Annotated in this window: 17 protein-coding genes and 2 pseudogenes; 15 read left to right on the top strand and 4 right to left on the bottom strand. The window is 66.8% G+C overall.

Annotated elements, in window-relative coordinates; translation table 11 throughout:
* The first annotated feature begins 11 nt into the window (after positions 1 to 11).
* Positions 12 to 1,376, top strand: a complete 1,365-nt coding sequence (gene otsA / locus GN331_RS02515) for an alpha,alpha-trehalose-phosphate synthase (UDP-forming) (RefSeq protein ID WP_156640021.1) — start codon at positions 12 to 14, stop codon at positions 1,374 to 1,376.
* On the opposite strand, the gene trmL is transcribed toward otsA, so the two are convergent.
* From trmL to GN331_RS02500, 3 genes are all read right to left on the bottom strand, one after another.
* On the bottom strand, positions 1,373 to 1,837 hold the full coding sequence (trmL, locus tag GN331_RS02510; protein ID WP_156640019.1) for a tRNA (uridine(34)/cytosine(34)/5-carboxymethylaminomethyluridine(34)-2'-O)-methyltransferase TrmL: 465 nt from the start codon (positions 1,835 to 1,837) through the stop codon (positions 1,373 to 1,375). The two genes, otsA and trmL, sit on opposite strands and share 4 nt — an antisense overlap.
* A 35-nt stretch (positions 1,838 to 1,872) precedes the next feature.
* On the bottom strand, positions 1,873 to 2,112 hold the full coding sequence (locus tag GN331_RS02505) for a hypothetical protein (RefSeq protein ID WP_156640016.1): 240 nt from the start codon (positions 2,110 to 2,112) through the stop codon (positions 1,873 to 1,875).
* Positions 2,113 to 2,246: 134 nt separating this feature from the next.
* A complete protein-coding gene (locus tag GN331_RS02500) occupies positions 2,247 to 2,954 on the bottom strand; it encodes an SDR family oxidoreductase (protein WP_156640014.1) in 708 nt (235 codons plus the stop codon).
* A gap of 104 nt (positions 2,955 to 3,058) precedes the next feature.
* Here GN331_RS02500 and GN331_RS02495 point away from each other — a divergent pair, with 104 nt between their 5' ends.
* The 12 genes and pseudogenes from GN331_RS02495 (at position 3,059) to GN331_RS02440 (ending at position 15,641) form a co-directional block, all read left to right on the top strand.
* Positions 3,059 to 5,938, top strand: coding sequence for a M16 family metallopeptidase (locus tag GN331_RS02495; protein WP_156640012.1), 2,880 nt, complete (start codon positions 3,059 to 3,061; stop codon positions 5,936 to 5,938).
* Positions 5,938 to 6,246 carry a DUF4156 domain-containing protein gene (locus GN331_RS02490; RefSeq protein WP_156640010.1) on the top strand — a complete coding sequence of 103 codons (309 nt, stop codon included), beginning with the start codon at positions 5,938 to 5,940 and terminating at the stop codon, positions 6,244 to 6,246. Before GN331_RS02495 ends, GN331_RS02490 begins: the two co-directional genes overlap by 1 nt.
* Positions 6,247 to 6,462: 216 nt before the next feature.
* Positions 6,463 to 7,479: a 3-oxoacyl-ACP synthase III gene (locus GN331_RS02485; RefSeq protein WP_156640008.1), complete on the top strand. Its 1,017-nt coding sequence runs from the start codon at positions 6,463 to 6,465 to the stop codon at positions 7,477 to 7,479.
* Positions 7,476 to 8,381, top strand: coding sequence for an alpha/beta fold hydrolase (locus GN331_RS02480; RefSeq protein WP_331713337.1), 906 nt, complete (start codon positions 7,476 to 7,478; stop codon positions 8,379 to 8,381). Before GN331_RS02485 ends, GN331_RS02480 begins: the two co-directional genes overlap by 4 nt.
* Positions 8,378 to 10,015, top strand: coding sequence for an olefin beta-lactone synthetase (gene oleC, locus GN331_RS02475; protein WP_331713336.1), 1,638 nt, complete (start codon positions 8,378 to 8,380; stop codon positions 10,013 to 10,015). Before GN331_RS02480 ends, oleC begins: the two co-directional genes overlap by 4 nt.
* Positions 10,012 to 11,010, top strand: coding sequence for a 2-alkyl-3-oxoalkanoate reductase (oleD, locus tag GN331_RS02470; RefSeq protein WP_156640006.1), 999 nt, complete (start codon positions 10,012 to 10,014; stop codon positions 11,008 to 11,010). The genes oleC and oleD overlap by 4 nt, the downstream gene beginning before the upstream one ends.
* Before the next feature lie 10 nt (positions 11,011 to 11,020).
* Positions 11,021 to 11,665, top strand: coding sequence for a ubiquinone biosynthesis accessory factor UbiJ (locus GN331_RS02465; RefSeq protein ID WP_156640004.1), 645 nt, complete (start codon positions 11,021 to 11,023; stop codon positions 11,663 to 11,665).
* The gene (ubiB, locus tag GN331_RS02460) at positions 11,662 to 13,332 is read left to right on the top strand and encodes a ubiquinone biosynthesis regulatory protein kinase UbiB (protein WP_156640001.1); all 1,671 of its coding nucleotides are present in this window, start codon (positions 11,662 to 11,664) and stop codon (positions 13,330 to 13,332) included. The genes GN331_RS02465 and ubiB overlap by 4 nt, the downstream gene beginning before the upstream one ends.
* Before the next feature lie 152 nt (positions 13,333 to 13,484).
* A pseudogene (locus GN331_RS02455) lies at positions 13,485 to 13,751 on the top strand (DUF559 domain-containing protein); the annotation flags it as partial.
* A gap of 11 nt (positions 13,752 to 13,762) precedes the next feature.
* Positions 13,763 to 14,568, top strand: a pseudogene (locus tag GN331_RS02450) (pseudouridine synthase).
* Positions 14,569 to 14,581: 13 nt separating this feature from the next.
* Entirely contained in the window at positions 14,582 to 15,007 is a 426-nt protein-coding gene (arfB, locus tag GN331_RS02445; RefSeq protein ID WP_156639996.1) for an alternative ribosome rescue aminoacyl-tRNA hydrolase ArfB, read from the top strand.
* A 19-nt stretch (positions 15,008 to 15,026) separates the two neighbouring features.
* On the top strand, positions 15,027 to 15,641 hold the full coding sequence (locus GN331_RS02440; protein ID WP_156639994.1) for a lysophospholipid acyltransferase family protein: 615 nt from the start codon (positions 15,027 to 15,029) through the stop codon (positions 15,639 to 15,641).
* Here the strand turns inward: GN331_RS02440 and GN331_RS02435 are convergent, their stop codons facing one another.
* The gene (locus tag GN331_RS02435; protein WP_156641196.1) at positions 15,642 to 16,616 is read right to left on the bottom strand and encodes a LysR family transcriptional regulator; all 975 of its coding nucleotides are present in this window, start codon (positions 16,614 to 16,616) and stop codon (positions 15,642 to 15,644) included.
* Positions 16,617 to 16,727: 111 nt separating this feature from the next.
* On the opposite strand from GN331_RS02435, the gene aceB reads away from it, so the two are divergent.
* Together aceB and aceA are read left to right on the top strand one after the other, a co-directional pair.
* Entirely contained in the window at positions 16,728 to 18,359 is a 1,632-nt protein-coding gene (gene aceB / locus GN331_RS02430) for a malate synthase A (RefSeq protein WP_156639992.1), read from the top strand.
* A 30-nt stretch (positions 18,360 to 18,389) separates the two neighbouring features.
* Entirely contained in the window at positions 18,390 to 19,697 is a 1,308-nt protein-coding gene (gene aceA, locus GN331_RS02425; RefSeq protein ID WP_156639990.1) for an isocitrate lyase, read from the top strand.
* The last annotated feature ends 29 nt before the right edge of the window (positions 19,698 to 19,726 follow it).

Genomic DNA, 19,726 nt, shown 5'->3' with positions numbered 1-19,726 from the left:
AAGGGCCGACGATGAGTCGCCTCGTCATCGTGTCCAACCGCGTGGCGATGCCGAACGAGCATCGCGCGGGCGGACTGGCCGTGGCGATGCGCGCGGCGCTCAAGGAACACGGCGGCATGTGGTTCGGGTGGAGCGGCAAGCGGACGAAGGATGCGTCCGGCACCTTGCACACGACCGAGAACGGCAATACGACTTATTGCACGATGGATTTGTCGGTCGAGGACTTCGACCACTACTACAACGGCTTCGCGAACCGCACGCTCTGGCCGTTGCTGCACTTCCGCCTGGATCTCGTCGACTACCGGCGCGACACGCAGGATGGGTATCGGCGCGTCAATGCCTTGTTCGCCGAAAAGCTCGCCGCGCAATTGCGCGAGGACGACATCGTCTGGGTGCACGATTACCACATGATTCCGCTTGCGCAGCGCTTGCGCGAACTGGGTGTCGGCAATCGCATCGGCTTCTTCCTGCACGTGCCGATGCCTTCATCGGATCTGCTCGCGGCGCTGCCGAACCACGAAGTGTTGTTCAGCTCGCTCGCCTCCTACGATCTCGTCGGCTTCCAGACCGAGCGCGACCTGGATCGCTTCCAGAGCTACGTGCGCCTGTACATCGGCGGCAAGGCGTTCTCGGATGGGCGCATGCGCACCGCGGATGGGCGCGAGTTCCGCGCGGCCGTGTTCCCGATCAGCATCGACACCGAACACATCGCGCGACAGGCGAAGGCCGCGAGCACGCGCGCCTCGGTGCAGCGTTTGCGCGAAAGCCTGGGCGCGCGCGTGCTGACCATCGGCGTGGATCGTCTCGATTACTCCAAGGGGTTGCCCGATCGTTTCCGCGCGTTCGAGCACTTCCTCGATCGCTACCCCGACCTCCACGGCCAGATCACGTATCTGCAGCTCGCACCGGTCTCGCGCAGCGAAGTGCCGGAATACCAGGCGCTGCGCCGCGAACTGGAAGGTCTCGCCGGGCACATCAATGGCCGCCACGCATCGCCGGACTGGACGCCGTTGCGCTACGTCAATCGCGACTTCTCGCACGGTGTGTTGACGGGCTTCTATCGCAGCGCCGACATCGGATTGGTGACACCGCTGCGCGACGGCATGAACCTCGTCGCGAAAGAGTTCGTCGCCTCGCAGGATCCGGAAACGCCGGGCGTGCTGGTGTTGTCCCGGTTCGCGGGCGCTGCGGCGGAGATGAAGGAAGCGCTGATCGTGAATCCGTACGACCTCGACGGCGTGGCCGATGCACTCGCGCAAGCACATGCGATGCCGGCAACTGAACGCAAGGAACGCTGGAACGCGTTGCTCAAGCGCTTGCGCCGTTACGACATCACCTTGTGGCGCCACAAATTCCTCGAAGCGCTGTCGGGTTAGCCGCCGCCGGCGAATCCGTGCTGGCGCCACGCTTCGAAAACCACGACCGCGACGGCGTTCGAAAGATTCAGGCTGCGATTGTCGGGCCGCATCGGCAGGCGCAGGCGTTGCGCTTCCGGCACCTGCGCGAGCACGTCGTCGGGCAAACCGCGCGTCTCGGGGCCGAACAGGAAGGCATCGCCTTCGCCGTAGTGCGGTGTGTCGAATCGCGTGCGGCCGCGCGTGCTCAGTGCGAACAGGCGTTTGGGCGCGATCGCCGCCAATGCATCGTCCAGAGAGTCATGGACCTGGAGCTTGGCGTATTCGTGATAGTCGAGGCCCGCGCGGCGCAGTTGTGCATCTTCGAGCGTGAAGCCGAGCGGGCGAATCAGATGCAGGCGTGCGCCGGTGTTGGCGCACAGGCGGATCACGTTGCCGGTGTTCGGCGGGATCTCGGGTTGGAAAAGGACGACATCGAACATCCGCACATTGTGCGACGGATCAACCCTTGCCTGCTTTACCCATTAACAGTCGGGATCTCGACCTTGCGCAGCACGTGCAACGCACCCGGCAGCATCGAATGGAAATCGACGCGACGCTCGACCGGCGCTTCCTCGGCAGCGGCGGCGGCCGCGGCGGCCAGGCAATCCTCCGACGGCGCGGCGGCACCGGCCGGCGCGATCGCACCGAACAGGATCAGCAGGGCGGCGACGGGGAGGGCGAGCAAGCCGCGCTTGATCTGGGTGTGGAGGGACATGGCGAACTCCTTTCGAATCGTCGGACGTCATTGCCCGGATATCCCTTTGGATGCACGAGATATGCCAATGGTTAACGTGTTGATTCGAAAAGAATTGCCTGCGGCGTAGGGAGTGTCCGCGGACGTCCGCGCCCTCACCAGGCCATCGGCTGTCCGCGCCAATCGAGGAAACGGCCGCTGTCGGCGTCCTTCAACGCGCCAATCGTCTCCAACAACCCCGCGGCCGATTCCTCGGGTGCGATTTCGCCGCCCGCGCCGCCCATGTCGGTACGGACCCACCCCGGACTGAGGGCAACGACCTTGATCCCGCGCGGTTTCAGCGCGAGGGCGAGCTGCACCGTCGCCATGTTCTGGGCGACTTTGCTCATCGAATAGCTCGGCGAACGGAACTCGTTGCGCGCACTCAGCGACGCCATCTGTGTCGAGATGTTCGCCACCGTCGCGCCGTCTTCCAGCAAATGCTCCAGCGACTGCACGAGGAGCAGCGGCCCGATCGCATTGATGCGCAGGCTGTCCTCGACCACCTCCGCGCTCAATTTCCCCCAGCGTTCTCCGCTGTGGAGCACGCCGGCGTTGTTGATCATCAGGCCCAATTTCGCGTCGTCGAGCACCAGCGGCAACTCGCGCGCGAGTTCCCCGCGCGATTTGTCCGATGCGACATCGAGCGGCAAGACATGCAGGCGCCCCGGATATTCACCGGTCAGCGTGTTCAGGGCGGTGGCCTTGCCCGGATGGCGCGCGGTGGCGACGACGCGGTCGCCGCGCGCGAGCAACCCGCGCACCAATGCGAGGCCGAGGCCGCGATTGGCGCCGGTGACGAGGCTGTGGGCTGGCGTGGCCATGCGCGTCCTTGTCGGGTGTGCCGTCCGACCTAGTGTATCGGCGCCGGGGGCGGGCTAGGATCGAAGGTCGTACAGATCGCCTTGCGACCAGGAGCCTCTTCCGCATGACCCCGACCCGTCCCTTCGCCACCGGCGCCCTCGCGCTCGCACTGTCCGTCGCCCTCGGCGGCGCGGCCTTCGCGCCCGCGCCCGTGCAGGCGAAGACGCCCGCCGCGTCCACCGTCGACATTCCGTACGAGACCTTCACGCTGCCCAACGGCCTGCGCGTGGTCGTGCACACCGACCGAAAGGCGCCGATCGTCGCGGTCAATCTCTGGTACCACGTCGGCAGCAAGGACGAACCCTCGGGTCGCAGCGGCTTCGCGCACCTGTTCGAACACCTGATGTTCAACGGTTCGGAGAACCACAAGGGCGACTTCTTCCCGCCGCTGGAAACCGTCGGCGCCACCGACCTCAACGGCACGACGAACACCGACCGCACGAATTACTTCGAGAACGTCCCCACCACCGCGCTCGACACCGCGCTGTGGATGGAATCCGACCGCATGGGCCACCTGCTCGGCGCGATCGACCAGGCCACGCTCGACGAACAGCGCGGCGTGGTGCAGAACGAAAAGCGCCAGGGCCAGAACCAGCCCTACGGCCAGGTGTGGGAAGTGCTGCAGAAGACGATGTATCCGGCCGGCCACCCGTACCACCACACCACGATCGGTTCGATGAACGATCTGGACGCCGCCAAGCTCGAGGACGTCAAGAACTGGTTCCGCACCTGGTACGGCCCGAACAACGCCGTGCTCGTGCTCGCCGGCGACATCGACGTGGCCACGGCGAAGCAGAAGGCCATGGAATTCTTCGGCGACATCCCGGCCAGCCCGACGATGGCGCAGCCGAAGGTCGATCCGGCCAGGCGCACGCAGACCACGCGCGCGACGATGGAAGACAAGGTGCCGCAGACGCGCATCTATCGCGTGTGGAATGTCGCGCAGTACGGTGCGCCCGACGTCGAGCGTTTGCAGTTGCTCGCGCAGGTGCTCGGCGGCAGCAAGTCTTCGCGCCTGGACAAGCGTTTGCTGTTCGACGACAAGACCGTCGACAGCGTGTCGGCCTACGTCGACGCCTCGCAGCTGGGTTCGAACTTCCTCATCCAGGCCGACGTGAAGCAGGGCGTGGACGAAGCGAAGGTCGAGGCCGCGATCGATGAAGAACTCAAGCGCCTGATCGCGCAAGGCCCGACGGCGGCGGAACTCGAACAGGCCCGCACCGTGTTCAAGGCCGGCTTCGTGCGCGGCATCGAACGCATCGGCGGCTTCGGCGGCAAGGCCGACGCGCTCGCCGAGTGCGCGATCTACACCAACAACCCCGGTTGCTTCCGCGAGAGCCTGAAGACCATCGAGACCGCGTCGGTCGCCGACATCCAGAAGGCCGGCAAGGAATGGCTCGCGCAGGGCGACCACGTGCTGGTCGTGCAGCCGGGCACGCGCAAGGATCTGCCGGAAGATCCGGCCGGAACGCCGGCGCCGTTCGAATTGCCGAAGGCCGATCCGAAGTACAAGACCACCGCCAGCACGGTCGATCGCAGCAAGGGCGTGCCGGTCACCGACGACTTCCCGTCGCTCAAGTTCCCGGCGCTGCAGCGCGCGACCTTGAGCAACGGCACCAAGGTGATCCTCGCCGAACGCCACGACATTCCGGTCGTGCAGATGAGCTACATGTTCGGCGGCGGCTATGCCTCCGACCAGGGCAAGAAGCTCGGCACCTCGGGCTTCGCGATGGGCATGCTCGACGAAGGCGCCGGCGACATGGACGCGCTCGCGTTCGGCAACCGCGCCGAAGCGCTGGGCGCCAACCTCGGTGCGTCGGCGTCGCTCGATGGCGCGACGGCGTATCTGTCGGCGCTGAAGGAAAAGCTGGATCCCTCGCTCGACCTGTTCGCCACGATGCTGCGCAATCCGCGTTACGACCAGAAGGAAATCGATCGGGTCAAGGCGACGTGGATCGCGGGCATCAAGCAGGAGAAGGCCAAGCCGCAGGGCGCCGCGATGCGCGTGTTGCCGCCGTTGTTGTACGGCGACCATCATCCGTACGCGATTCCTTTCAGCGGCACGGGCACCGAAGCCTCGATCGGTTCGCTCACGCGCGATGACCTGGTCGACTTCCACAAGGCTTGGGTGCGTCCGGACAACGCGACGCTCGTGATCGTCGGCGACACCACGCTCGCCGAAATCACGCCGATGCTGGAAAAGAAGTTCGGCGACTGGAAGGTCGAAGGCAGCGCGCCGAAGCTCGCCGCGCCGACGCCCGTCGCGCTGCCGAAGCAGCCGCGCGTGTTCCTGATCGACCAGCCGGGTGCGGTGCAGGCCAATCTCTACGTCGGTCAGGTAATTCCGTCGAGCAAGGATGCCGGTGCGGTGAAGGTCGATTTCGCCAACAGCGTGCTGGGTGGCGAGTTCTCTTCGCGCCTCAACATGAACCTGCGCGAAGACAAGCACTGGGCCTACGGCGCGTACAGCATGGCGTCGAACGCGCTGGGCCAGCGCCCGTGGATGGCGTTCGCGCCGGTGCAGATCGACAAGACGGCCGAATCGCTCGCCGAGCTGCGCCGTGAAATCACCGAGTACGCCGACGGCAAGGCACCGCCGAAGCCCGAGGAAGTCACGCGCATCCAGAACACCGAGATCCGCGGCATGCCCGGTTCGTACGAAACCGCCGGCGCGGTGATGTCGACCATCGGCGGCATCGTGCGTTACGACCGCCCGGACGATTACGTCGTGCAGCGCATGAAGGAAGTCGAAGGCCTCGACGCCGCGCAGGTCGCGCAGGCGGCCAAGGCGATCGATCCGAATGCGCTGACCTATGTCGTCGTCGGCGATCTGTCGAAGATCGAGCAGCCGGTGCGCGCGCTGAACATCGGCGCAGTGTCGGTGGTCGATGCCGACGGCAAGCCGGTCGGCGGCGCGGCCACGGCCCCGGCGGCGAAGAAGTGATGCGCCTCAAGATCGTGGCGCTCGCCCTGGTGTGCACGCTTCCGGCGTGCACGTGGGTCCACATGGCACCGGGCGCGAGCGCGGTGACCGTGGTGCAGGGCGTGCCCGCCGGGTGCGAGAAGCGGGGCGAGGTCGAGGTGTCCGTGAAGGACAGCGTCGCCTTCTACGACCGCAATGCCCTGCGCGTGCAGGACGAGTTGGAGACGCTGGCCCGCAACGAAGCGCCCGGATTGGGCGCGGACACGGTCCAGGCGCTCGGCCCGCCCGCCGACGGCAGCCAGCGTTACGCGGCCTGGAAATGCAAGTAAAAGCAGGTAAGTAACAGCCGTTCCCGCCCCGTCCCAAACCGGCTGAACCGCTCAACTTCATGAATCCTCGGGTCCATCGCGGCCCGGGGACAGCCCCGAACCGTGTGCAGCGGCGGTGAAGCCGGTATCCTGACGGGCTCCGCGAACCAGCAGTACGCTGCCGTACGCGGAGCACTCGCACCAAAGCCCCGCTTCCGAACCTGCAAGGCATCGCCCATGTTGTTCCAACACGTCGCCATCGCCGGCCTCGCCCACGTCGACGCCCCGCGCCGATTGAGCTCGGACGAAATCAACGCCCGCCTCAAGCCCACGCTCGATCGCCTCGGCATCAAGACCGACGTGTTGAAGGACGTCGCGGGCATCCATGCGCGCCGCTTGTGGGATGAAGGCATGCTGGCTTCCGACGCGGCGACGCTCGCCGCGGTGAAGGCGCTTGCCGACGCCGGCATCGACCCGAACAAGGTCGGCCTGCTCGTCAACACGTCGGTGAGCCGCGATTTCCTGGAGCCGTCGACCGCTTCGATCGTCAGCGGCAACCTCGGCCTGTCCGACATGTGCCAGAACTTCGACGTGGCCAATGCGTGCCTTGCGTTCCTCAACGGCATGGACATCGCCAGCCGCATGATCGAACGCGGCGAGATCGACTACGCGCTCGTCGTCGACGGCGAGACCGCCGACCTTGCGTACGAGCGGACCGTCGAGCGCCTGTTGCGCGCCGAAACGACCGCAGAAGAATTCAAGAATGAAGTCGCGACGCTGACGCTGGGCTCCGGCGCCGCCGCGATGGTGCTCGCGCGCGCCGAACTCGTCCCGGGCGCGCCGCGCTACAAGGGCGGCGTCACGCGGGCGGCCACCGAGTGGAACAAGCTGTGCCGCGGCAACCTCGACCGCATGGTCACCGACACCCGCATGCTGCTGATCGAAGGCCTCAAGCTCGCGCAGAAGACGTGGGCCGCGGCGAAGATCGCGCTGGGTTGGGTCGCCGACGAGATGGACGAGTTCGTCATCCACCAGGTCAGCCAGGTGCACACGGCGGCCTTCGTGAAGGCCTTCGGCATCAACCCGAAGAAGGTGCTGACCATCTTCAACGAGCACGGCAACATCGGTCCGGCTTCGGTGCCGATCGTGCTGTCCAAGCTGCGCGAGATGGGCCGCCTGAAGAAGGGCAGCCGCATCGCGCTGCTCGGCATCGGCTCGGGCCTGAACTGCTCCATGGCAGAAGTCGTCTGGTGAAGCGGGACGGCAAGCCGTTCCCCGACTACCCGTTCACGCCGAAGCGGATCTCCATCCGCGACGGCATCGCGCTGTCGTATCTCGACGAAGGCCCGCGCGACGGCGAAGTGGTGGTCATGCTCCACGGCAATCCGTCGTGGAGTTACTACTGGCGCCATCTCGTGCTCGGCCTGCGCGATCGCTATCGCTGCATCGTGCCCGACCACGTCGGCATGGGCCTGTCGGACAAGCCCGACGACGCGGCGTATCGCTACACGCTGCAATCGCGCGTCGATGACCTCGAAACATTGCTCACGTCGCTCGGCATCGATGGCCCGGTGACGCTCGCCGTCCACGATTGGGGCGGCATGATCGGCATGGGTTGGGCGATGCGCCACTCGCTGCGCGTGAAGCGCTGGGTGGTGCTCAACACCGCGACGTTCACGCTGCCCGACGCCAAGCCGATGCCGTGGCAGTTGTCGCTCGGGCGCGATTCGAAACTCGGTGCGTTCGCGATCCGAGGTTTCAACGCGTTCTCGGGCATCGCGTCGTATGTCGGCGTCGAACGCCGCATGCCGGCCGACGTGCGCCGCGCCTACGTCGCGCCGTACGACACCTGGGACAACCGCATCGCGACCCTGCGCTTCGTGCAGGACATCCCGCTGCGCGAAGGCGATCCGGCATGGGAGCTCGTCTCCGCCGGCGGCCGCGCGCTGCAGGCCTTCGCCAATCGTCCCGCGTTCATCGGCTGGGGCCTGCGCGACTTCGTGTTCGACAAGCACTGCCTGGATACGTTCACGCGCGCGTGGCCGAATGCGGAAGTGCAAGCCTTCGACGACGCCAACCATTACGTGCTCGAGGACAAACATGAAGTCCTCGTGCCGGCCATCCGCACGTTCCTGGATCGTCATCCGCTGACGTGAGCGCCACCTGCAACATCGCCGCATCGCTGCCTGCGCTCGCACGCGAGCGTGGGGAGCAGGTGGCGATGCGTTGCCCGGGCCGCGACGGCCGTTACGACATCGCGATCACCTACGCCGACCTCGACCGCCGCAGCGATGCGATCGCCGCGGGCCTGGCGCGTCGCGGCATCGTGCGCGGCACTCGCACGGTGGTGATGGTGCGGCCGACGCCCGAGTTTTTCCTGCTGATGTTCGCGCTGTTCAAGGCGGGCGCGGTGCCGGTGCTGGTGGATCCGGGCATCGACAAGCGCGCGCTGAAGCAGTGCCTGGACGAAGCCGCACCCGATGCGTTCATCGGCATTCCGCTCGCGAATTTCGCGCGCGTGTTGCTGCGCTGGGCGCCGAGCGCCTATATCCGCATCACCACCGGTCGCCGCGCGATCCTGTCGGACGCGACGCTCGCCGACATCGAGCGCGACGGCGCCAACGCTGGCCCGCAACTCGCCGACACGCAACCCGACGACGTCGCCGCGATCCTCTTCACCAGCGGCTCGACCGGCGTGCCGAAGGGCGTGGTGTATCGCCATCGCCATTTCGTCGCGCAGGTCGGCATGTTGCGCGATGCGTTCGGGCTGGAAGCCGGCGGTGTCGATCTGCCGACATTCCCGCCGTTCGCGTTGTTCGATCCCGCGCTCGGTGTCACGTCGATCATTCCCGACATGGATCCCACGCGACCGGCGAAAGCGGATCCGCGGCGCTTGCTGCAGGCGATCGAACGCTTCGGCGTGACGCAGTTGTTCGGTTCGCCTGCGCTGGTCGCAGTGCTTGCAAGACACGGCGCGCATCTGCCGACGGTGAAGCGCGTGTTGTCCGCCGGTGCGCCGGTGCCGCCGGATGTCGTCGCGCGCATGCGCGAACTGTTGCCCGACGATGCGCAACTCTGGACGCCCTACGGCGCCACCGAATGCCTGCCCGTCAGCGTGATCGAAGGCCGCGAATTGCAGGCCACGCGCGAAGCGACCGAGCACGGCGCAGGCACTTGCGTCGGCCGCCCGGTGCCGCCGAACGAAGTTCGCATCATCCAGATCGACGACGACGCGATCGAACACTGGTCCGATGCGTTGCTCGTGAAGCCGGGACAGGTTGGCGAGATCACCGTCGCCGGTCCGACGGCGACCGACACGTATTTCCGGCGCGACGCCGCGACGAAGCTTTCGAAGATCCGCGAGGTCACCGCGAGCGGTGAACGCATCGTGCATCGCATGGGCGACCTGGGTTGGATCGATGGGGAGGGGCGCCTGTGGTTCTGCGGGCGCAAGACGCAGCGCGTGGTGATCGACGACACGGCGACGCTCTGCACCGAACAGGTCGAACCGATCTTCAACCTGCATCCGAGCGTCAAGCGCACGGCGTTGGTCGGCATCGGAACGAAGGGCGCGCAAACGCCGGTACTCTGCTATGAGCTTGCCGCCGGCAGCGACGGCGCCGATGTCGCGCACGAACTCCGCCACATCGCCGAAGGCCACGTCCACACCGCGAAAATCCAGCACTTCCTGCCGCACCCCGGCTTCCCCGTCGACATCCGCCACAACGCCAAGATCGGGCGTGAGAAGCTGGCCGTGTGGGCGGCGAACAAACTGAAGGGACGCGCATGAAAGTCCTGGTCACCGGCGGTGGTGGATTCCTCGGGCAGGCGCTGTGCCGCAACCTCGTCGAGCGCGGGTTCGACGTCGTCAGCTTCAATCGCGGGCTCTATCCGGCGCTCGATGCGCTGGGCGTGCACCAGGTGCAGGGCGATCTCGCGGACCGCGATGCGATGGTCAACGCCGCGCAGGGCGTCGGCGCGATCTTCCACAATGCGGCGAAGGCCGGCGCGTGGGGCCCGTACGACGACTACTTCCGCGCGAACGTGCTCGGCACGCGCAACGTGCTCGATGCCTGCCGCACGCACGGCATCGCACGCCTGGTGTACACCTCGACGCCGAGCGTCACGCATCGCGCAACGCATCCGGTCGAAGGCGGTACCGCCGACACCGTGCCTTACGGTTCCGGGTTCAAGGCCGCCTACGCGACGACGAAGACGATCGCCGAGCAGGAAGTGCTCGCGGCCAACGACGCGAACCTCGCGACCGTCGCATTGCGCCCGCGCCTGATCTGGGGCCCGGGCGACAACCAACTCGTTCCGCGCCTGGCCGATCGCGCGCGCGCCGGCAGGCTGCGCATCGTCGGCAGCGGCGAGAACCTGATCGATACGACCTACATCGACAATGCCGCGCAGGCGCACATCGATGCCTTCCACCATCTCGTGCCGGGCGCCGCGTGCGCGGGCCGCGCGTACTTCATCAGCAACGGCGAACCCATGGAGGCGGCCAAGCTGGTGAATGCATTGCTGCGCGCGGTGGGCGCGCCCACGGTGGATAAACACCTGTCCTTCCGCACGGCCTACGCGATCGGCGCCGTGTGCGAGACCGCCTGGTCGATGCTCCCCTTGCGCGGCGAGCCGCCGCTGACGCGCTTCCTGGCCGAACAGCTCGCCACCGCGCACTGGTACGACATGGGCCCGGCCACGCGCGACTTCGGCTACGTCCCCAAGGTCACCATCCTCGATGGCCTGCGCCATCTGGCCGAAGCTCACGCGCGCCTCCGCTAGAATCGACGGCATGACCGCCTCGACCCCCGACGGCTTCAACTGGCGCCAACACGCCGGGCGTGCGCTCGAGGCTGCGCTCAATCGCGCGCTCGCGCTGGATCCCGACACGCGCGCCGCGCTCAAGCCACTCGACGGCCGCCGCATCCAGCTCGCGGTCGAAGCGCCCGCGCTGGCCGCGGAAGTCCGCGTGGAAGGCGAGCGCCTGGTCGTCGGCCCGGCCGACGTGGCGCGCGAACCCGACCTCGGCGTGCGCGGCACGATCGGCGGATTGATTTCGCAACTGCCGTTCTTCAAGCGCGAAGACGCACCGCCGGTCGGTCGCGTGCGCGTGTCGGGCGATGCGGATCTCGCGCGCCGTCTGCAACGCATGGCCGAACGCTTCGATCCGGATTGGCAGCAGCCCTTCGTCTCGGTCTTCGGCGAAATCCTCGGCGTGCAGGTCGCCAAGGGCGTCGCCGCCGCGTTGCGCGAAGCGAAGGCCGCGGGCAAGAGCGTCGCCGGCAGCGCGGCCGAATACGTCACCGAAGAATCGCGCGATGTCGTCGCGAAGGCCGAACTGCATGCGTTCCTCGACGACGTCGATCACCTGCGCGACGACGTCGAACGTCTCTCCGCACGCGTACGCCGCCTGAAAGTCCGCGGAGGCGTCGCATGACGCCCGTGCTGCGCGCCGCGCGCATCGGTCGCGTGCTGCTGCGCTATCGCCTCGACGATCTGCTGGACGACACGCCGGCCGAACGCTGGCTGCGCTTGATGCGTCCGTTCGTGCCGCGTGCGTCGCGCGAGATCGCGTGTCAATCGCGCGGCGTGCGTTTGCGCCTGGCGCTGCAGGAACTCGGCCCGATCTTCGTCAAGTTCGGCCAGATCCTGTCCACGCGCCGCGACCTCGTGCCGCCCGACGTGGCCGAGGAACTCACGCTGCTGCAGGATCGCGTCGCGCCGTTCGATGGCAACACCGCGCGCGTGCTGATCGAACAATCGCTGGGGCGTTCGATCGACGTCGCATTCGCGAGTTTCGACACGACGCCGCTGGCCTCCGCGTCGATCGCGCAGGTGCATGCCGCCACGCTGCACGCAGTGGGCGATGCGCCGCCGCGCGAAGTCGTGGTCAAGGTGTTGCGCCCCGATATCGAGAAGCAGATCCGCGGCGACATCTCGCTGTTGAAGTCGATCGCCGCGCTCGTCGACCGAACGCATCCGTCCGCCGACAAGATCCGCCCGCGCGAGATCGTCGCGGAGATCGAAAACACGCTGGCGGCCGAACTCGATCTGCAGCGCGAAGCAGCGAATGCGTCGGTGCTTCGACGCAATTGGCTCGATTCGAACGATCTCTACGTGCCCGAGCCGATCTGGTCGCACACCGCCGAACGCGCGCTGACGATGGAGCGCGTGCGCGGCATCCCGAGCGACGACATCGCCGCGCTCGACGCCGCCGGCATCGACCGCAAGGCGCTCGCGGCGAAAGGCGTGCGCGTGTTCTACCAGCAGGTCTTCCGCGACAACTTCTTCCACGCCGATGCGCACGCCGGCAACATCTGGGTCGATGCAGGCCGCAAGACCGACCCGCGCTACATCGCGCTCGACTTCGGCATCATGGGCCAGCTGTCCAGCGAGGATCAGTACTACCTCGCGGAAAACTTCATGGCGATCTTCAACCGCGACTATCGCCGCATCGCCGAGCTGCACGTGCAGGCCGGCTGGATGCCGTCGCACATCCGCATCGACGAGCTCGAAGCCGCCACGCGCGCCGTGTGCGAGCCGTACTTCACGCGGCCCTTGTCCGAGATCTCGCTGGCCGAAGTGCTGCTCAAGCTGTTCCGCACCGCGCAGCGTTACGAACTAACGTTGCAGCCGCAGTTGATCCTGCTGCAGAAGACGCTGTTGAACATCGAAGGCGTCGGCCGCCAACTCGACCCGGACATCGACATCTGGGCCGTCGCGCGCCCGGTGCTCGAACGCATCCTCGTCGAGCGCTACAGCCCGCAACAGCTGATGGCCGAGTTCCGCAAGCGCCTGCCCGAAATGGTGACGCGCGCGCCGGAGATGCCGCGTTTGCTGCACTCGTGGTTGACGCAACAGGTCGAAGGCCAGCACTCGTTGCAGATGCGTTCGCAGGACATCCGCGACCTCACGCAGATGATCCGCGGCGCGCAACGCCGCACGATCTCCGCGATCCTGGGTACCGGTTTGCTGGTCGTCGCCGCGGTGCTCTACGGCATGGAAGCCGGCGGCCCGCGCATCGTGGGCCTGCCCGCGGCCGTGTGGATCGCCGCGCTCGGCGGCGCGTGGGCATTGCTGGCGGCCTGGCCACGCAGGAAGTAGTACCCCCTCCCCTGCGAAGGCAGGGGAGGGCTGGGAGTGCTCCCTCCCCTGCGAAGGCAGGGGAGGGCTGGGGAGGGGTCGAGTCGACTTCAGCGCGCAAAATCAGTTTTCCCCGACAGACAACGATCGCGCATCGCAACCATGCTGCTCAGATGCAGCCCATCTGGATCCACGCCCGCCTACTTCGCAACAACGCAACGCTTTGCGAACGCAGGCTCTGGCGTCACCTGCGCGCTCGCCGCCTCGGTGGTCATCGTTTCAGGAGGCAGTATCCGATCGCCGGCTACATTGCCGACTTCGCCTGCGTTGAAGCACGCGTCGTCGTCGAGTTGGATGGCAGCCAGCATGCGGACGCACGCGCGTACGACGCCTTGCGTACACGTCGGATGGAGACAAACGGGTATCGTGTCCTGCGGTTCTGGAACAACGCATTGCTGCAACAACGCGACGCGGTGCTTGGCGTAATTCTCAAGGTGTGTGATGAACGGGCTCGATGACGCAACCCCTCCCCGGCCCTCCCCTGCCTCCGCAGGGGAGGGGGAACTGCAGACGGTCTTCGTCGACGAATTCCTCGCCGTCGTCGACAAACCCGCCGGCCTGATGGTCCACGACTCCGCGCTGGCCCGCGGCGAAACCGACTTCGCGGCCGATCGCCTGCGCGAGCAATTCGGCAAACCCATCTTCCTCGTCCATCGCCTCGATCGCGCCACCAGCGGGTGCCTGCTCCTCGCCTTCGATCGCGAGACCGCCTCCGCGCTCGGCAAGACGCTCATGGCGCGCGATGTCGAGAAGGACTACGTCGCCGTCTGTCGCGGTTGGCCGGCGGAGGAGCGCTTCACCATCGACCATCCGCTCGACGGCGGGCCGGGCAAGCCGCTGAAGAAGCCTGCGACCACCGCGTTCGAACGCATCGCCCATTGCGAACTCGAATTCCCGTCCGCGCATTTCCCGACTTCGCGCTACGCGCTCCTGCGCGCGCATCCGCTGACGGGCCGCTTCCGCCAGATCCGTCGCCACCTCAAGCACGTCTCGCATCATCTGATCGGCGACACCAGCCACGGCGACGGGCGACACAATCGCGCGTTCCGCATGCTGGGCATCCACCGCATGCTGCTGCACGCGCGTCGCCTGGCGTTCGACCATCCCGCCACCGGTGCGCGCATCGACGTGCGTGCACCGTTCGATGCCGAATTCGCCCGGGCAATCGCCCTCTTCGGCGACACACCCGACGCCTGATACAGTCGCCGACATGCTGGAAATCGCGCCCGGTCTCGAACTCCCCGACGAGGAACTCGTCGAACGCTTCGTGCGTTCGTCGGGCCCAGGCGGGCAGAACGTCAACAAGGTGGCCACCGCGGTCGAGTTGCGTTTCGATATCGCGAACTCGCCCTCGTTGCCCGAGCCCCTGCGCGCGCGCCTGCTCGCCAAGCGCGATCGCCGGCTCACGGGCGAGGGTGTGCTCGTGCTCAGTGCGCAGCGCTTCCGCACGCAGGACCGCAATCGCGACGACGCGCGCGAGCGGCTCGCGGCCTTCATCGCCAGCGGGTTGCACGTGCCGAAGAAACGCATCGCCACCAAGCCATCGCACGGCGCGAAGCTGCGCAGGCTGGACGAAAAGCGCGTGCGCAGTACGATCAAATCCTCACGTGGTGCGCGCCGCACCTGGGACGACTGAGAGCGCAGGACACAAGGGAATGTCGCCACCACCTCTCGACCCACCCGGGCACGTGCTGACGCTGCCGCCGTCGTTGCCGCGCGTGAAGGACAATCGCTTTGCGCGCTGGTGCGGCCGAACGTTGCTGCGGATGGGCGGCTGGCGCATGGTCGGCGCGTTCCCGGATTTGCCGCGCGCCGTGCTCATCGGCGCACCGCATTCGTCGAACTGGGATGGCGTGTGGGGCTTCGCGGCGAAACTCGCGCTCGGGCTCGACATCCGCATCCTCGGCAAGCACCAGCTCTTCTGGTGGCCGATGGGCCCGATCCTGCGCAAGCTCGGCGTCATCGCGGTGGATCGCAGCGCGGCGGCCGGCGTGGTCGAGCAGGCCGCGCAGCTGATCACCACGAGCGACCGCTTCTGGTTCGGCCTCGCGCCGGAAGGCACGCGCAAACCGGTCGAACTCTGGAAACCCGGATTCTGGAAAATCGCGAAGGCCGCCGGCGTGCCGGTCGTGCCCGCGTACTTCCACTATCCCGATCGCATCATCGGCATCGGGCCGGTGTTCGAACTCAGCGACGACATGCACGCCGACATCCAGCGCATCCGCACCTGGTATCGCCCGTGGCAGGGCAAGCACCACGGCACGCCCTGATCAGCGTTCGGAATGCCCGCCCTGGGCGAACTCGTCGGGCTGGATCAACTCGATGAACGCACGCGCCTGCGGCGACAGGAACTTGCCCTTGCGCACCACCACGCCGTAACTGCGCGACGGGAAGTACTGCGCGAGCGAACGCGCCGCGAGCCGCGTGCGATCGGCTTCGGTCAAACAGATCGCGGTGACGATGCTGATCCCCAAACCCATCGCGACGTACTGCTTGATCACTTCCCAGCCGCCGACTTCGAGCGCGACGGTGTAGGGCACGCGGTTCTGCTGGAACACCAGGTCGACGAGGCGATAAGTCGTGAGCCGCTTGGGCGGCAGGATCAGGCCGTAGGGCGAGAGATCCTCGAGCTTGAGGTCGGTCTTGTGCGCGAGCGGATGGTCCAGCGGCGTGATCAACATCGGCTCGAAGCGATAGACCGGCATGTAGCGCAGGTCGGCAGGGACTTCGAGCATCGAGCCCACGGCGAGGTCGACAGCGTCGGTGCGCAACAGGTCCAGGCCGCTCGCGCCGGTGACGTTGTGGAGCGTCAGGCGCACGTCGGACCGCCGCTGGCGGAAGGCTTCGACGATGCCGGGCAACAGATAGAGGATCGTCGAGGAGCCTGCGGCGACGTTGAGTTCGCCCGCATCGAGCCCCTGGACCTTGTCGTGGAAGACCGCATCCAGCCCGTCGATGCCCTCGACCAGGGGCTTGGCCAGTTCGTAGAGCACCTGGCCTTCGCGGCTCGGGGTCAGCCGGCGGCCCACGCGATCGAAGAGCTTGACCCCCAATTCGCGCTCGAGCGCCTGCAGTTGGAGGGTGATCGCCGGCTGGGACACGTAGAGTGCCTCGGCCGCGCGTGAGACGGAGCCCAGCCGCGCGGTCTGGCAAAAGGCCCGCAAGGGCTTCAGCCGGTCCGCCTTGTAGGCAAAACGCGGGGCGGCGGCCTCGAAATCCGGGCCATCAGGCTTCGATTTCGCCATCATGCGATCTTCATATAAGCGAGGCTTATCAATAGCATTGCGATAACTGTTTTGTCCAATACAGTACTGGCTCGTACGGTCGGCTCCTCAGGCATTCGCAAGGACTCGACCATGTCGGCAGTACTGCAGGACCAGGACAGCCTCTCGCCGGGGGTCACGACGACCCGCTCGATCGCGGGGCAGGAACACCTCCTCACCCCCGCCGCGCTCGCCTTCCTCACCCAGTTGCATCGCACCTTCGAACCTCGGCGGCAGGAACGCCTCGCCGCCCGCCGCGTCCGCCAGGCCGCCTTCGACGCCGGCGCGCTCCCCGACTTCCGCACCGACACCGCGCACCTCCGTTCCGGCGACTGGCGCGTGGCCGAGCTTCCGAAGGCGCTGCTCGACCGCCGCGTCGAGATCACCGGCCCCACCGATCCGAAGATGGTCATCAACGCGCTGAACTCCGGCGCGAACTGCTACATGGCCGATTTCGAGGATTCGACCTCGCCCACCTGGGACAACCTGCTCACCGGCCAGCGCGCGCTGGGCAAGGCGGTGGCCGGCACGCTCGACTGGATGGCGCCGGACGGCAGCAAGCACTACGTGCTCAAGCCCTGGGCCGAACAAGCGGTGCTGATCGTCCGCCCGCGCGGCTGGCATCTGGATGAAAAACACCTGCGCGTCGATGGTCAACCGATCTCCGCATCGCTCTTCGACCTCGGCCTGTTCGCCTTCCACAACGCCCGCGCGCTCGCGGCGATGGACCGCGGCCCGTATTTCTACCTGCCGAAGTTGCAGTCGATGGAAGAAGCCGCGCTGTGGGAAGACGTGCTCGCGCACATCGAATGCGCGCTCGGCCTGCCCGAAGGCCAGATGAAGGTCACGGTGCTGATCGAAACGCTGCCGGCGGTGTTCGAGATGGACGAGATCCTGCACGCACTGCGCACGCGCATCGTCGGGCTCAACTGCGGCCGCTGGGATTACATCTTTTCCTACCTGAAGACCTTCCGCCGCCATCGCGACCGCGTCCTGCCCGAGCGCGCACAGGTCACGATGACGCAGCCCTTCCTCAAGATTTACTCCGAACTCCTCATCCACACCTGCCACCGCCGCGGCGCGCACGCGATGGGCGGCATGGCCGCGCAGGTGCCGATCGCCGGCGACGAAGCCGCCAACGCCCGCGCGATGGAACGCGTGCGCGCCGACAAGGTGCGCGAAGTCGGCGCCGGCCACGACGGCACGTGGGTCGCGCATCCTGCGCTGATTCCGCTGGCGCGCGACGTGTTCGATACCTGGATGCTCGGCGCGCACCAACAATTCGTGCTGCGCAACGACGTGCGCGCGAAATCCGATGCCGAGTTGCGCGACGCGCTGCTCAAGCCATCCCTCGGCACGATCAGCCGCGCCGGCTTCGAAAACAACGTCGAAGTCTGCGTGCGCTATCTCGCCGCCTGGCTCGACGGCAACGGCTGCGTGCCGATCCACTGGCTGATGGAAGACGCCGCGACGGCCGAGATTTCCCGCTCCCAACTCTGGCAGTGGCTGCACAGCGACCCGCCGCTGCACCTGGACGACGGCTCGCCGATCGATTTCGCGCTGCTCGAACGCGCCCTGATCGGCCTGCCCAGCAAGTTCGCCGACCGCATGCAGCTTCCCGGCGGCGCCCGCATCAACGAGGCGATCGAGTTGCTCGAAACCCTCACCCACGCAGACACGCTCGAAGACTTCCTCACCCTTCCGGCCTACGCACGGATCGACTGACCGTCGGGTCACACGACAAGGAGCACCACGATGAAGACGAACACGCTACCGACTGCCGAACAGCTGCGCATGGACTGGACCAACAACCCGCGTTGGACCGGCATCGAACGCCCCTACAGCGCCGAGGATGTCGTGCGCCTGCGCGGCACCGTGCCCATCGAGCATTCGCTCGCGCGCCTGGGCGCCGAGAAGTTGTGGCGCTACCTGCAGACCGAAGATTTCGTCAACGCGCTGGGCGCGCTCACCGGCAACCAGGCGATGCAGCAGGTCAAGGCCGGGCTGAAGGCGATCTATCTGTCGGGCTGGCAGGTCGCGGCCGATGCGAACCTCGCCGGCGAGATGTATCCCGACCAATCGCTGTATCCGGCGAACTCCGTGCCGCAGGTCGTCAAGCGCATCAACAACACATTGCTACGCGCCGACCAGTTGCATCACGCCGAGGGCGATGACGCGATCGACTTCCTGCAGCCCATCGTCGCCGACGCAGAGGCCGGCTTCGGCGGCGTGCTCAACGCCTTCGAACTGATGAAGGCGATGATCGAAGCCGGCGCGGCCGCGGTGCATTTCGAAGACCAGCTCGCCTCGGTCAAGAAGTGCGGCCACATGGGCGGCAAGGTGCTCGTGCCCACGCGCGAAGCGGTCGAGAAACTCGTCGCCGCGCGCCTGGCCAGTGACGTGCTCGGAGTGCCCACCCTCGTCGTCGCGCGCACCGATGCCGAAGCCGCCGACCTGGTCACCAGCGACGTCGACGACAACGACCGCGACTTCATCACCGGCGAGCGCACGGTCGAAGGCTTCTACAAGACGCGCAAGGGCCTGGACCAGGCGGTCTCGCGCGGCCTGGCCTACGCGCCGTACGCGGACCTTGTGTGGTGCGAAACCGGCAAGCCCGACCTGAAGTTCGCCAAGGCCTTCGCCGAAGCGATCCACGCCAAGTTCCCGGGCAAATTGCTCGCCTACAACTGCTCGCCGTCGTTCAACTGGAAGCAGCACCTGGACGACGCGACCATCGCGAAATTCCAGAAGGAATTGGCCTCCTACGGCTACAAGTTCCAATTCATCACGCTGGCCGGCTTCCATGCGCTCAACTATTCGATGTTCAACCTGGCGCACGGCTATGCGCGCCGCCAGATGAGCGCCTTCGTCGAGTTGCAGGAGGCCGAGTTCGCCGCCGCCGACAAGGGCTTCACGGCGGTCAAACACCAGCGTGAGGTGGGCACCGGTTACTTCGACGCGGTGACGCAGACCATCCAGGGCGCCCAGAGCTCGACCGTCGCACTGAAGGGCTCGACCGAAGAAGAGCAGTTCCACCGGACGAATCCTGCCGCGGCAGCGTGACAGGCTGCACAGTTCTTGAACCCGCCATC

This window comes from Noviluteimonas gilva (assembly GCF_009740395.1).
In the GTDB taxonomy this organism is placed as follows: domain Bacteria; phylum Pseudomonadota; class Gammaproteobacteria; order Xanthomonadales; family Xanthomonadaceae; genus Noviluteimonas; species Noviluteimonas gilva.
Note: the sequence above shows the minus strand (reverse complement) of the source record. Positions and strands in the feature narration are given on the sequence as shown.